We start from the raw sequence: 13,958 nt of genomic DNA, 5'->3' as shown, positions 1-13,958 counted from the left end.
ATTAGAATATCCAGCCTGCGTGACGCACGAAGTCACTCTGCAGCACGGTGGCTTTGTTCCACTCTCCGACCATCGCCAGTTGATGGCAGAGTCGGGTCAGGGACAATCGCGCCAGTTGATAAGCCTGAAGGCGAAACAGCCGATCGCGATCGTTGTTTCCCATCTCCTGCACCAGTCGGTGATGCAGTTTACCCATGGCATGCAGGTAACTCTGATCGTCTCCGTTCATCTGGCAGACTTCTGCCATATCCTGACAGGCATCATTAAACTGACGTAGCTGGTGGATCGTGCAGTCGGCCCGGTCGAGCTTTGCCTGCGCCATATAAAAGTCGACGGTGATATCGCGCACCGAAAACTGGTATTCGTCGATTTTGTGCTGTAACCAGGCTGAGACAGAGAGGGTCATCGCGTCGCCCTGAATGTGAATGATAATAATTATCATATTCATCCGGGCCGGGATTGCAATTGGCGGCAGAAAAATTTATCGATTTATCCTGCCTGTCGGTATAATCGGAAATAACAATCTGTTTACATCAAAGAAAGGCGTAACCTATCAATAAGCATTTTTATCAAAAATGGTTATTTTAAAAAGAGTGATTTATTAATAGGTTATCACACGCTTATTGACGCTGATTCTCTCACCGCAGGGTGAGCTGAAGCAGCTATGCTTAATAAATAAGCAGATAAAACAGCACTAGATGATTATCCCTGCAAAACAAGAGGTTGAAGTGATCGGTCAGATCACTACCATAGGGGGATAGCCTGAAAAGGTCCGGACTCAAGAGGTATCAACATGGCATCCGTTAATACAGACTCTTTCTCACCCGACGATTTTGTCTGGAAAGGGCTGACGCTGACTGAAACCGCAGCGCAACAAATTCTCAATCTGGCGGCTCAGGACCCTGATGTCAAGGGGCTACGCCTTAGCGTGAAACAATCCGGCTGTGCCGGGTTTGGCTACGTGATGGATTTGGTCAAAGAGCCCGTCGAAGACGATCTGCAGTTCTCATTCCACGGCGCAACGCTGTTTGTGCCGCTACAGGCGATGCCATTTGTTGATGGCACCGAGCTGGATTACGTTCGCGAAGGCCTGAATCAGATTTTTAAATTCAATAACCCTAAAGCTCAGCACGCCTGCGGGTGCGGTGAAAGCTTTGGCGTCGAGTAAGTGAAATATGTCACGACACAGCGAAACATCTGACGATGTACAAATCTGGGAAGGCAAGCTCAACTACAAAGAGGGCTTCTTTACCCAACTGCAGACCGAAGAATTTGCCAACGGCATCAATGAAGATGTGGTGCGGGCGATCTCGGCCAAGCGTAACGAGCCAGAGTGGATGCTGGAGTTTCGTCTTAAGGCTTTTCGTGCCTGGCTTGAAATGGAAGAGCCACACTGGCTGAAAGCACACTACGAAAAACTCGACTACCAGGATTACAGCTACTACTCCGCACCGTCCTGCGGCAACTGTGATGACAGCTGCGCTTCAGAGCCTGGTGCTACGCAGGCTTCAGGCAGCGCGCCCGCCAGCGACTATCTGACCCAGGAAGTGGAAAACGCCTTTAACCAGCTGGGTGTGCCGGTACGTGAAGGCCGTGAAGTGGCGGTTGACGCCATTTTCGACTCCGTTTCGGTGGCGACGACCTATCGTGGCAAGCTGGCGGAGCAGGGGATTATCTTCTGTTCATTCGGTGAAGCGATTCAGGATCATCCGGAGCTGGTGAAGCAGTATCTCGGCACAGTCGTTCCGGCTAACGATAACTTCTTTGCTGCACTGAACTCGGCGGTTGCCTCCGATGGCACCTTCGTTTACATCCCGAAAGGGGTGCGTTGCCCGATGGAGCTGTCGACCTATTTCCGCATCAACGCGGCGAAAACCGGTCAGTTCGAACGCACCATCCTGATCGCCGATGAAGACAGCTACGTCAGCTATATCGAAGGCTGTTCCGCGCCTGTGCGTGACACCTATCAGCTGCACGCTGCCGTGGTGGAAGTGATCATCCACAAAAATGCCGAAGTGAAATATTCGACCGTTCAGAACTGGTTCCCAGGCGGCGAAGGTGAGGGCGGTATCCTTAACTTCGTGACCAAGCGCGCGCTGTGTGAAGGCGACCACAGCAAGATGTCCTGGACGCAGTCTGAAACCGGTTCTGCTATCACCTGGAAATACCCGAGCTGCATTCTGCGCGGGGACTACTCGGTGGGCGAATTCTATTCAGTGGCACTGACCAGCGGTCGTCAGCAGGCCGATACCGGCACCAAGATGATCCACATTGGTAAAAACACCAAGTCGACCATTATCTCCAAGGGGATCTCGGCCGGTAAAAGTCAGAACACCTATCGCGGGCTGGTGAAAATCATGCCAACCGCGACCAATGCCCGTAACTTTACGCAGTGTGACTCGATGCTGATCGGTCCGGATTGCGGCGCACATACCTTCCCGTATGTTGAAACCCGCAACAACACCGCTCAGCTGGAGCACGAAGCCACGACCTCACGTATCGGCGAAGACCAGATGTTCTACTGTCTGCAACGCGGTATCAGTGAAGAAGACGCGATCTCCATGATCGTGAACGGCTTCTGTAAAGACGTATTCTCGGAGCTGCCACTGGAATTTGCCGTGGAAGCCCAGAAATTGTTAGCCATCAGCCTTGAGCACAGTGTGGGCTGATGCCGTCACACGCGTTGCCGGAAGCAATGTGAAGGAATAAGTATGTTAAGCATTAAAGATTTGCAGGTCAGTGTTGAAGATAAAGCCATTCTGCGTGGCCTGAATCTCGAAATTAAACCGGGCGAAGTACATGCCATCATGGGCCCGAACGGCTCAGGTAAAAGTACGCTGTCTGCCACGCTGGCAGGCCGTGAAGATTATGAAGTCACTGGCGGTTCGGTCAGCTTCAAAGGTAAAGATCTGCTGGAACTGGCCCCTGAAGAGCGTGCCGGTGAAGGCATATTTATGGCATTCCAGTATCCGGTAGAGATTCCTGGCGTCAGCAATCAGTTTTTTCTGCAAACCTCGGTCAATGCGGTGCGCAAATATCGTCAGCAGGAAGAGCTGGATCGCTTCGATTTCCAGGACTTCATTGAAGAGAAAATTCAGCTGCTGAAGATGCCGGAAGATCTGCTGACCCGCTCAGTTAACGTTGGCTTCTCCGGCGGCGAGAAGAAGCGTAACGACATTCTGCAGATGGCAGCCCTGGAGCCTGAACTCTGCATCCTGGATGAGACTGACTCCGGTCTGGATATCGATGCGCTGAAAATCGTGGCCAATGGCGTCAACAGCCTGCGCGACGAGAAGCGTGCCTTTATCATCGTGACTCACTACCAGCGTATTCTGGACTACATCAAGCCAGACTTCGTTCATGTTCTGTATCAGGGCAAAATCGTGAAATCTGGCGACTTCTCGCTGGTGAAACAGCTGGAGGAGCAAGGTTATGGCTGGCTTACCGACGAAGAGTGATTCTGCGCTGCAACAGTGGCATCACCTGTTTGAGTCGCGTGGCGACGTGCGTTCTCTGCAGGCACAGCAGCACTGGCAGCAACTGATGCGTGTTGGCCTGCCAACCCGCAAACATGAAAACTGGAAGTACACGCCGCTTGACACGCTGCTGTCCCAGCAGTTTGTGCTGCCCGATGCGCCCCAGACCCTGAGCGCTGAACAGGTTGATGCGCTGGCCCTGCCGCTGGATGCGATCCGCCTGGTTTATGTCGACGGTCAGTTCCAGCCTGCCTTCAGTAGCCGCGACGTCGAACTGTTTGAGGTTCAGCACAGCGTGGCCGCCGAGCGCCGTCCGCTGCCTGCGGCGGTTCAGCCGGAAGTTTTCCTGCATCTGACAGAAAGTCTGGCAGAAGAGGTCACAACGCTGCGGCTGGCACGCGGTAAATCCGCTGCGCGTCCGATCTACCTGCTGCATATCACCAGCGGCCAGCAGACAGGCATGAACACGGTTCACTACCGTCATCACCTGCAGCTGGAAGAGAGTGCTGAAGCGGAAGTCATCGAGCACTACGTTTCACTGGATGAGCGCGCCCATTTCACCGGCACGCGCTTTACCTTTGCGATCGGCGACAATGCAAAACTGACCCACACTAAGCTGGCCTTTGAAAGCAGCGCCAGCTATCACTTTGCGCACAACGATCTGGTGATTGGCAACGATGGTCAGGTCAGCAGTACCAGCTTTCTGCTCGGTGCCGGACTGTCACGTCACAACACCAGTACGCAGCTGAACGGCGAAAATACGACGCTGGCGATCAACAGCCTCGTACTGCCGGTGAAACAGGAAGTGGCGGATACCCGTACTTACCTGGAGCACAATAAAGGCCACTGCATGAGCCGCCAGATGCATAAAACCATCGTGCGTGACAAAGGCCGTGCGGTGTTTAACGGTCACATCAAAGTGGCACAGCATGCGCTGAAGACCGACGGGCAGATGACCAACAACAACCTGTTGCTGGGCAAACTCTCTGAAGTCGATACCAAACCGCAGCTGGAAATCTATGCGGATGATGTGAAGTGCAGCCACGGTGCCACCATCGGTCGTATCGATGATGAGCAGATGTTCTACCTGCGTTCGCGCGGTATTGAACAGGATGCGGCTCAGACCATGATTATTCATGCGTTTGCCGCAGAGCTGACCGAGACACTCGAAAATAACGTGATGCGCCAGGCCGTGCTGCAGCGCATCGCTGAACGTTTTCCCGGAGGCGACGTATGATGAACTTCGATCTCGAACGCATCAGGGCTGATTTCCCTATCCTGAAGCGTGAGGTCAACGGTCATCCGCTGGCCTATCTTGACAGTGCGGCCAGCGCACAGCGTCCCCTCTCGGTGATTAACGCCGAGAGTCATTTCTATCAGCACGGCTATGCAGCCGTGCATCGCGGTATCCATACGCTGAGCCAGCAGGCGACCAGCGACATGGAGAATGTCCGCGATCAGGCGGCCCGTTTCATCAATGCGCCGTCTCAGGAAGAGATCGTTTTCGTCAAAGGCACCACCGAAGGCATCAATCTGGTGGCGAACACCTGGGGCAGCAGTAATTTCAAGGCTGGCGACAACCTGATCATTACTGAGATGGAGCATCACGCCAATATCGTTCCGTGGCAGATGCTGGCGCAGCGTACCGGTGCAGAAGTACGTGTCCTGCCATTAAATGACAATGGTGAGCTGGCGCTGGAGCAACTGGCGGGGCTGATCGACAGCCGCACGCGGCTGCTGGCGGTCACGCACGTTTCAAACGTGCTCGGCACCGTTAACCCGGTTAAGGCGATCGTGGCGCAGGCCAAAGCCGCTGGCGTGGTCACGCTGGTGGATGGCGCGCAGGCGGTCATGCATGACAAAGTTGACGTGCAGGATATCGGCTGCGACTTCTACGTCTTCTCCAGTCATAAACTTTATGGCCCGAACGGCGTGGGTATTCTTTACGGCCGCAAAGCGCTGCTGGATGAGATGCCACCGTGGGAAGGCGGCGGTTCTATGATCGGTCAGGTCATGCTGCCCACCGGCACCACCTGGAACAGTGCGCCGTGGCGTTTTGAAGCAGGGACACCGAATACCGGCGGCATTATCGGTTTTGGCGCGGCCCTGGCCTATGTGCAGGCGCTGGGACTGGATACCATTCATCAGCGTGAGACCGCGCTGATGAATTACGCGCTCGATAAGCTGGGCACCGTGCCGGATATTCAGATTTACGGCCCACAGTCACGCGCGGGTGTCATCGCCTTCAATCTGGGTAAACACCATGCCTATGACGTCGGCAGCTTCCTGGATCAATATGGTATTGCCATCCGCACCGGACATCACTGCGCGATGCCGCTGATGAAGCACTACAACGTCCCGGCGATGTGCCGTGCCTCCTTCACCTTCTATAACAGTGAAGAGGAAGTGGATCGTCTGGCGGCCGGTCTGACGCGCATTCATCGTCTGCTGGGCGGCTGAACAGTTTTAACGGAGTGAGTGATGGCGACTTTGCCTGAAAAAGAGAAACTGGTTCGCAACTTCAATCGTTGCGCCAACTGGGAAGAGAAGTACCTCTACATCATCGAGCTGGGTTCAAAGCTTCCGGAATCTTCTGAAACCTTACACCAGCCGGAAAACGTGATTTCGGGTTGTCAGAGTCAGGTGTGGATCAGAATGACCCCGCAGGCAGATGGTTCGATAGCGTTTGAAGGCGACAGCGATGCCGCTATCGTTAAAGGTCTGATTGCTATCGTATTTAGTCTTTATCAGAACCTGCCGCCCGCCGACATTCTGGCGCTGGATGTGCGCCACTGGTTTGGCGAACTGGCCCTGATGCAGCACCTGACGCCCACCCGGTCGCAGGGGCTGGAGGCGATGATTCGGTCTATTCGCCATACCGCTCAGAACCTCAGCTAAGTTACACTCGACAGACGCCATCCGGCGTCTGTTTTTTTATCTGACGAGAAAATTGCATGAAACCTGCTTTACGTTTAGCCGGTGCATTGCTGCTGACCTGCTTTGGGCTCTCTGCACCCGCATTCGCCACCGAATACCCGCTGCCACCGCCTGACAGTCGCCTGATTGGCGAAAACGTCCTGAATCAGGTTCCTGACGATAAACAACCGCTGGAATCCATCGCGTCCCGCTACCAGGTCGGCCTTCTGGGCCTGCTGGAGGCGAATCCCGGAACCGATCCCTGGCTGCCCAAAGCCGGTACCCAACTGACCGTGCCGCTGCAGATGATCCTGCCCGATACGCCGCGCGAAGGGATTGTGGTGAATCTCGCCGAACTGCGTCTCTATTACTATCCCAAAGGCGAAGATAAGGTCATCGTCTATCCCATCGGCATCGGCCAGCTGGGTGCGGCAACGCCCGTCATGGTGACGCAGATCAGCCAGAAGATCCCGAATCCCACCTGGACGCCCACCCCGAACATCCGCAAGCGCTACGCCAAAGAGGGTATTACGCTACCTGGCGTGGTTCCTGCCGGACCGGATAATCCGATGGGGCAGTTTGCCCTGCGTCTGGCGCGCGGCACCGGCCAGTATCTGATTCACGGCACCAATGCGAAGTTTGGCATCGGCATGCGCGTCAGTTCAGGCTGCATCCGCCTGCGTTCAGAGGATATCGAAGCGTTGTTTAACGCCGCACCTAAAGGCACGCGTGTTCAGATCATCAATCAGCCGGTGAAGTTCGCTGTGGAGCCGGATGGGAAACGCTATGTTGAAGTGCATCAGCCGTTATCGCGTAACGATAAAGACGATCCGCAGACCATGCCGATTGCGATCACCAGTGACCTGAAGAAGTTCATGAAAAGTGAGAAGAGTGATAGCGCGTTGATTAAAGCCAGCTTAACGCGTCGCTCAGGCATGCCTGTGCTGGTCAGCAGTGGGGAACCGGTACAGAGTGATACCGTACCGCCTGCCGGGCTGGAGAGTGCCTCTGTGGGCGCAGAGAGTCCGGTTGTACAGGCCGACGGTAAAGCCGCTCAGCCCTGAACGAACAGGTGCCTGAAAGAGCACTGAATTCAGGCAAAAAAAATGGCGCCATAAAGGCGCCATTTTTAAACCAGAACTCTTACTTACGGTAAGAGTGAGCCTGGTTGTCCAGACGCTGGTTAGCGCGAGCTGCGTCATCTTTAGCAGCCTGAACGTCTGAACGCACTGCGTTCACGTCGTTGCTCAGCTGGTCAACTTTAGCGTTCAGAGTCTGAACGTCTGAAGACAGCTGGTCGATTTTAGCGTTGCTTGAGCAACCAGCCAGCATAGTTGAAGCCAGAACTACCGCGCCCAGTACCAGTTTAGTACGATTCATTATTTATACCCTCTAGATTGAGTTAATCTCCATGTAGCGTTACAAGTATTACACAAAGCTTTTTAAGTTGAGAATAAATTTTTGATGAGAAGATGCTTAAATTTGATCGTTCGCTCAAAGAAGCAGCGAATCCCAGAACATGATAGAAAAATTTAGCTAAAACAGAGGGATTTAATCGGATTAACCTTCATATAAAGCGTAATCGGATTGTTATTTTCGATTGGATTTTTCTGACATTTGGATTAAGTACAAATAAAAAAAGCGCCTGACTCAGGCGCTTTAAAATAACTGTTAAAAAAACTTTTACAGTACGTGTACGGAAGCGGTGTTGGTAGTTCCGCTTGGTACTAATGCACCTGACACCAGCACTACAACATCGCCTTTCTGACCATAGCCACTTTCCAGCGCGGCTTCTTTACCCAGACGATAGAAATCGTCGGTTGAGGCGATCTCGGTCACCAGACGCGTCTCAATGCCTTTGCTCAGGATCAGCTGACGGGCCGTGGTCGGATTGGTGGTCAGCGCCAGGATGGTCGCGTTCGGGAAATACTTACGCACGGCTTTAGCTGACTTCCCGCCTTCAGTAGCTACCACAATCAGAGGAGCTTCCAGCTTCTCAGCGGTCTCAACAGCACCACGGCAGACGGCTTCGGTGATGCGCATTTTGCGGTTATCACTCTGGCTGTCGATGCGGGACTTCATCACGCGGTCGGTACGCTCACAGATGGTCGCCATGATGGTGACCGACTCCAGCGGATAACGGCCTTTGGCGCTCTCACCTGACAGCATGACGGCATCAGTTCCGTCGAGGATGGCGTTGGCGACGTCACCGGCTTCTGCGCGGGTCGGGCGCGGGTTCTTGATCATGGAATCCAGCATCTGGGTGGCGGTGATAACCACTTTGCGTGCTTTATTACATTTTTTGATCATCATCTTCTGCGCGAAGATCACTTCTTCAACCGGGATCTCAACACCCAGGTCGCCACGCGCAACCATGATGCCGTCTGAGGCTTCGAGGATTTCGTCGAAGTTGTTCAGGCCTTCCTGGTTTTCGATTTTAGAGATGATCTGGATGTGCTCGCCGCCGTTCTGTTTCAGGTGCTCACGAATTTCCAGCACGTCTGAACGTTTACGGATGAAAGAGGCAGCAACGAAGTCCACACCCTGCTCACAACCAAAGATCAGGTCGCGCTTATCTTTTTCAGCCAGGGCTGGCAGCTGGATAGAAACGCCTGGCAGGTTAACGCCTTTGTTCTCACCCAGGTCGCCATTGTTCAGGACTTTACACACCACGGTGTTTTCGGTGACTTCGGTCACTTCCATGCCGATCAGGCCATCATCGACCAGCACGGTGTTGCCGATTTTCAGGTCAGCGGTGAAGCCCGGGTAGGTGACCGCAACGCGCTCGCTGTTACCGATGACGCTCTGGTCGGTCGTAAAGGTAAAGGTCTGACCCGCTTTCAGTGCAGCGTCATTGCCGCCTTCCAGTTTCATGGTGCGGATTTCAGGACCTTTGGTATCCAGCAGGATCGCGGCCTGACGGCCGGTTTTTTGCATTACGGCACGCATGTTAGTGATGCGCTGACCATGCTCAGCATAGTCGCCGTGAGAGAAGTTAAGACGCATAACATTCATGCCAGCTTCAAGGAGCTGAGTCAGCATCTCTTCGGATTCGGTTTTCGGGCCGATTGTACAAACGATTTTAGTCTTTTTCATGACGGATTTTCTGTAAGTTGTGATGGATGAATAAGGGCGGAATTCGATGGCAGCGCATCGAAGTGACATTTCTGATTGAGACTGAAAAGGGCAGTACTGAATAAGAATAGGTGACGAAGGCCAGGCGTGCAGGGAAGTTGTGCGGTTACGGTTGGTAACCACCACGCTGTTGTTGCGCAAATCATTTGAGTTATCGCAGTATGCACGTGATCGCTGAAACCTTTCAAGTAAGCAACGCGGGACAGTATAGACGCTAAGTATGCGAAAACCAATCAAAAAGCTGAGGGGGCGAGCGATGCAGATCAATAAAAGTGGAGTTGCGCAAACTGAGGAAATTCTGAAAGTGGTGCGCTCTAATGGACTCGAACCATCGACCCCCACCATGTCAAGGTGGTGCTCTAACCAACTGAGCTAAGAGCGCATTTTGAATCTGATAAATATTGGTGCGTCCGAGTGGACTCGAACCACCGACCCCCACCATGTCAAGGTGGTGCTCTAACCAACTGAGCTACGGACGCACTTGGTGCGCTCTAATGGACTCGAACCATCGACCCCCACCATGTCAAGGTGGTGCTCTAACCAACTGAGCTAAGAGCGCAACATGCTGTCAGGGCGACAGCGGGGACGAATATTAACGGCAGCGTGTAAGCCTGGCAAGGGGAAAATAGTTTTTTCGCCATGACTGCGCAGCAACTGTGCTAACCGTCGTTTTTTTCGTCATTGCGGGCCATGATTGACCCGCATTTTTTGGCTATCGCGCGGCGCGCGTCAGAATGATTTCAGCCGGGGATTGCTGTAACCGTCTGATGCGCCAGAGCATCATAATCGCAGCCGAAGTCAGGCCGATGATAAAGCCGCACCAGAAGCCCGCCGGTCCCATCCGGGGCACAATCCAGTCGGTCAGCGCCAGCAGATACCCCGCCGGCAGTCCCAGCAGCCAGTAGGCGATAAAGGTAATAAAGAATATCGATCGCGTATCTTTATAGCCGCGCAGGATCCCGCTGCCAATCACCTGAATCGAATCAGAGAACTGATAAATCGCCGCCAGCATCATCAGCTGTGCCGCCAGCGTTACCACGTCGGGATTGTCGTTGTAGAGCAGGGCGATCTGATGACGGAACGTGACGGTAAAAATGGCCGTCAGCGCCGCCATGCTGATGCCAACACCCTGAGCCGTCCAGGCCGCAACCCGGGCCTGCTCGGTGGAGCCCTGACCCAGACGATACCCGACGCGGATGGTGGTTGCGACACCCAGCGACAGCGGCAAAACGAACATCAGTGAACTGAAGTTCAGCGCAATCTGGTGACCGGCCACGTTAACGATGCCCAGTGGCGAAACCAGCAGCGCGACAACGGCAAACAGCGTGACCTCAAAGAAAAGCGCCAGCGCCACCGGCAATCCCAGCGTCATCAGGCGGCTCAGAATCGGACGCGAAGGCGGAGACCAGCGGCTTTCCATCCGGATATCACGCATGCTGCCCATCCGGCGCACCCAGAAGCGCATGCAGATAAACATCACCCAGTAGACCGAGGCGGTCGCTACGCCGCAGCCGACACCGCCCAGGGCTGGCATGCCGAAGTGGCCATAGATAAAGACATAGTTAAGCGGGATGTTGAACATCAGCCCCAGGAAACCCAGCACCATGCCGGGTTTGGTCTTTGACAGCCCCTCACACTGATTGCGCAGCACCTGGAAGAAGAGGTAGCCAGGCGCGCCGAACAGCAGGGCATGCAGATAGCCCTCTGCTTTCAGCGCCAGCGCCGGATCGATGTCATGCATCGCCCGGATGAGATAACCGGCATGCCACAGCAGCACCATAATCAGCAGTGAGACGAAAAAGGCGAGCCAGTATCCCTGGCGAATCTGTTCGCCGATGCGTTCGCGGCGACCTGAACCGTTGAGTTGCGCAACGGTGGGCGTCAATGCAAGCAGAAGACCATGACCAAAGAGGATGGCCGGAAGCCAGACAGAGGTGCCGACAGCAACGGCGGCCATATCCGTGGCGCTGACTGCGCCGGCCATAATGGTATCCACAAATCCCATTGCGGTTTGAGCCACCTGAGCAAGGATGACCGGAATCGCAAGGGCCAGCAATTGACGCGCTTCTGTTAAATACTTCTGCACGTTAACACCTGACTTATTGAATGAATTAAAAGGGCAGAAAAGCCCAGGAAATTGCGCGAGCTAGTGTAACTGGCGTAACACTATTCGCCAATCTTTGTCACACAATGCGTTTTGCCACCCAATAAAGAGGCTGCGCGGGCTGAAATCTAACAGCCGACCTGAGCTGTGATAAACTAGCGTAAACTTCGCAGAGGCAAAGACTATGTTTACCGGTATTGTGCAGGGCACCGCAGAAATCGTGTCCATTGAAGAGAAAGAACTGTTTCGTACCCACACTGTCCGACTGCCGGAAGACCTGTTACCGGGTCTGGCGCTGGGCGCATCGGTAGCCCATAACGGTTGCTGCTTAACCGTGACGGCAATTGAAGGCGACCGCGTCAGTTTTGATTTAATTAAAGAGACATTGCGGGTGACTAACCTTGGCGATTTACGTCAGGGCGACGTGGTCAATATTGAGCGTGCAGCCAGATTCAGCGATGAAATAGGCGGCCATCTGATGTCAGGTCATATTATGACCACCGCTGAAATCTGCAAAATTATTCAGTCAGAACATAACCGCGAAGTCTGGTTTAAAATTCAGGATCCGACGCAGATGAAATATATTCTGCATAAAGGTTTCGTCGGCATCGACGGTATCAGCCTGACGGTGGGGGATGTGACGAAGACCAAGTTCTGCGTCTATCTGATCCCGGAAACGCTGGAGCGTACGACTCTGGGCGCGAAGACGTTTGGCGATCGGGTCAATATTGAGATCGATCCGCACACGCAGGCAATCGTAGAGACCGTTGAGCGGGTGTTAGCACAGCGCGATGCCGCAGCGGCGATGAGTATGCTGACCGGCCAGCCTGCCTCCGAAAGTTAATAACCCGCAAAGACTGCTGGAAAGCCAAACCGTGTGATTCTGGCAGCGGTATAATAGCCTGAAGCGCAGGGAACACAGTCAGAAGAGGAAAGCGTCCCGCGGCTGGGACAAAAACGCTGGGAGCGTTTTTGAACAACGCAACGCGTTGGCCCGGCAACGGGCGCACCTCAGGGATGAGGTGCGTAATCGCGCGGGCCGGGCATGTCAGGGATGACGGGTTTTGCGACTTTCCGATCTGACTGTGTTCCCTGTGCAGTTCCACTCTCAAAACAGGCCAGTCTTTTAACACCTTCAGCACCGCATCACCCTCTTAACAAACTGACACTCCCTACCGCGCCACCCGTAATCCCCCCTCAACACCCCGACTGAACACAATCTGCCACAGCTGAATATCACGCGCCCGGAAAGCACCGGCACAGGCGTTCAGATAATAGGAGAACATCCGCTTAAAACGTTCGCCATATTTATCAGCCAGCTCGGGCCAGGCCTGCAGAAAGCGTTCATGCCAGGCCATCAGGGTTTTATCGTAATCAGCACCAAAGTTATGCCAGTCTTCCAGAATAAAATGGGGCTCGCTGGCATCCGCCACATGACGCACCGAAGGCAGACAGCCATTGGGGAAGATATATTTATCGATCCAGGGATCGACACTCATATCGGTTTTAATCGCACCAATGGTGTGAAGCAGGAAAATACCGTCAGGCTTTAAATTACGATCGACCACATCAAAATAAGTGGCGTAATTTTTCGGCCCGACATGCTCAAACATCCCCACCGAAACGATGCGATCAAACTGCTCATTCAGATCGCGATAATCCTGCAGCAGAATCGTGACGTCTAATCCACTACAGCGCTGCTGCGCCAGTTTCTGTTGTTCAGCGGAAATCGTCACGCCATGCACCTTCACGCCGTAATGACGTGCGGCAAATTCCGCGAGCCCGCCCCAGCCACAACCGATATCCAGCAGCGACATTCCGGGTTCCAGCGCTAATTTACGGCAGATCATATCCAGCTTGGCTTCCTGCGCCGCTGCCAGCGTCGTTGCCTCTTTCCAGTAGCCACAGGAGTACTGCATGTACGGGTCGAGCATCAGTGAAAAGAGGTCGTTACCCAGGTCGTAATGCTCTTTACCGACAATCCACGCCCGTTTTTTTGACTGCAGATTGGTTAAGCGGGCAGCGGCAATGCGCAGCGTATCTTTAAAGTGATGAGGAAGCTGCTGATCGAGTTTATGTCTGAGCACCTGGTGGAAGAAGATATCCAGCCGGTCACACTCCCACCATCCATCCATATAGCTCTCACCGAGCCCAAGTGAACCCTCCTGCAGAACACGCTTAAAAAACCCGGGATGAGTAACATGGATATCCCAGGGACGTGAACCATTGATTTCAATATCCGCTTTTTCCAGCAGTTCATGAACGATGCGATACCAATGGTTCTCTTCAGGGCTCACTGCTTCTGCATAAGATGAACTCATAGCTTT

Annotated in this window: 13 protein-coding genes and 3 tRNA genes; 8 read left to right on the top strand and 8 right to left on the bottom strand. The window is 53.8% G+C overall.

From position 1 onward, the window contains the following. Window position 1 precedes the first annotated feature (1 nt). Window positions 2–406 carry a hypothetical protein gene (locus PU624_RS14365; RefSeq protein ID WP_283547996.1) on the bottom strand — a complete coding sequence of 135 codons (405 nt, stop codon included), beginning with the start codon at window positions 404–406 and terminating at the stop codon, window positions 2–4. 387 nt (window positions 407–793) lie between these two features. Here PU624_RS14365 and sufA point away from each other — a divergent pair, with 387 nt between their 5' ends. Genes sufA through PU624_RS14330 form a run of 7 tightly spaced genes read left to right on the top strand, consistent with a single transcriptional unit; the run spans window position 794 to window position 7,456 of the window. After that, complete coding sequence (sufA, locus tag PU624_RS14360) at window positions 794–1,168, top strand: Fe-S cluster assembly scaffold SufA (protein WP_111139079.1); 375 nt, start codon at window positions 794–796, stop codon at window positions 1,166–1,168. 7 nt (window positions 1,169–1,175) lie between these two features. Further along, on the top strand, window positions 1,176–2,669 hold the full coding sequence (gene sufB / locus PU624_RS14355; RefSeq protein ID WP_283545526.1) for a Fe-S cluster assembly protein SufB: 1,494 nt from the start codon (window positions 1,176–1,178) through the stop codon (window positions 2,667–2,669). Between the two features lie 42 nt (window positions 2,670–2,711). Further along, window positions 2,712–3,458, top strand: a complete 747-nt coding sequence (sufC, locus tag PU624_RS14350) for a Fe-S cluster assembly ATPase SufC (protein WP_086905756.1) — start codon at window positions 2,712–2,714, stop codon at window positions 3,456–3,458. Continuing rightward, complete coding sequence (gene sufD / locus PU624_RS14345) at window positions 3,433–4,713, top strand: Fe-S cluster assembly protein SufD (RefSeq protein ID WP_283545525.1); 1,281 nt, start codon at window positions 3,433–3,435, stop codon at window positions 4,711–4,713. Before sufC ends, sufD begins: the two co-directional genes overlap by 26 nt. Next, window positions 4,713–5,936, top strand: coding sequence for a cysteine desulfurase SufS (gene sufS / locus PU624_RS14340; RefSeq protein WP_283547995.1), 1,224 nt, complete (start codon window positions 4,713–4,715; stop codon window positions 5,934–5,936). The genes sufD and sufS overlap by 1 nt, the downstream gene beginning before the upstream one ends. Before the next feature lie 21 nt (window positions 5,937–5,957). After that, window positions 5,958–6,374 (top strand): cysteine desulfuration protein SufE, encoded by a 417-nt coding sequence (gene sufE, locus PU624_RS14335; RefSeq protein ID WP_283545524.1) that lies wholly within the window; start codon window positions 5,958–5,960, stop codon window positions 6,372–6,374. Window positions 6,375–6,430: 56 nt separating this feature from the next. Next, window positions 6,431–7,456: a L,D-transpeptidase family protein gene (locus PU624_RS14330; RefSeq protein ID WP_283545523.1), complete on the top strand. Its 1,026-nt coding sequence runs from the start codon at window positions 6,431–6,433 to the stop codon at window positions 7,454–7,456. 79 nt (window positions 7,457–7,535) lie between these two features. Here the strand turns inward: PU624_RS14330 and PU624_RS14325 are convergent, their stop codons facing one another. The 6 genes from PU624_RS14325 to PU624_RS14300 all read right to left on the bottom strand — a co-directional run bounded on the left by PU624_RS14325 (window position 7,536) and on the right by PU624_RS14300 (window position 11,613). After that, complete coding sequence (locus PU624_RS14325; protein WP_003853216.1) at window positions 7,536–7,772, bottom strand: major outer membrane lipoprotein; 237 nt, start codon at window positions 7,770–7,772, stop codon at window positions 7,536–7,538. Window positions 7,773–8,075: 303 nt separating this feature from the next. Continuing rightward, on the bottom strand, window positions 8,076–9,488 hold the full coding sequence (pykF, locus tag PU624_RS14320; protein ID WP_090961529.1) for a pyruvate kinase PykF: 1,413 nt from the start codon (window positions 9,486–9,488) through the stop codon (window positions 8,076–8,078). 344 nt (window positions 9,489–9,832) lie between these two features. Then, window positions 9,833–9,909 (bottom strand) — tRNA-Val (locus PU624_RS14315). A gap of 20 nt (window positions 9,910–9,929) precedes the next feature. Next, window positions 9,930–10,006 (bottom strand) — tRNA-Val (locus tag PU624_RS14310). A 3-nt stretch (window positions 10,007–10,009) separates the two neighbouring features. Next, a tRNA-Val gene (locus PU624_RS14305) sits at window positions 10,010–10,086 on the bottom strand. Window positions 10,087–10,239: 153 nt separating this feature from the next. Beyond that, on the bottom strand, window positions 10,240–11,613 hold the full coding sequence (locus PU624_RS14300; protein WP_283545522.1) for an MATE family efflux transporter: 1,374 nt from the start codon (window positions 11,611–11,613) through the stop codon (window positions 10,240–10,242). Between the two features lie 202 nt (window positions 11,614–11,815). Here PU624_RS14300 and PU624_RS14295 point away from each other — a divergent pair, with 202 nt between their 5' ends. Beyond that, window positions 11,816–12,475, top strand: coding sequence for a riboflavin synthase subunit alpha (locus PU624_RS14295; protein ID WP_283545521.1), 660 nt, complete (start codon window positions 11,816–11,818; stop codon window positions 12,473–12,475). Between the two features lie 328 nt (window positions 12,476–12,803). On the opposite strand, the gene cfa is transcribed toward PU624_RS14295, so the two are convergent. Then, window positions 12,804–13,952 (bottom strand): cyclopropane fatty acyl phospholipid synthase, encoded by a 1,149-nt coding sequence (gene cfa / locus PU624_RS14290; RefSeq protein ID WP_283545520.1) that lies wholly within the window; start codon window positions 13,950–13,952, stop codon window positions 12,804–12,806. Window positions 13,953–13,958 lie beyond the last annotated feature (6 nt).

Origin of the sequence: Pantoea sp. Lij88 (genome assembly GCF_030062155.1) — a bacterium.
Taxonomy (GTDB): Bacteria; Pseudomonadota; Gammaproteobacteria; order Enterobacterales; family Enterobacteriaceae; genus Pantoea.
Note: the sequence above shows the minus strand (reverse complement) of the source record. Positions and strands in the feature narration are given on the sequence as shown.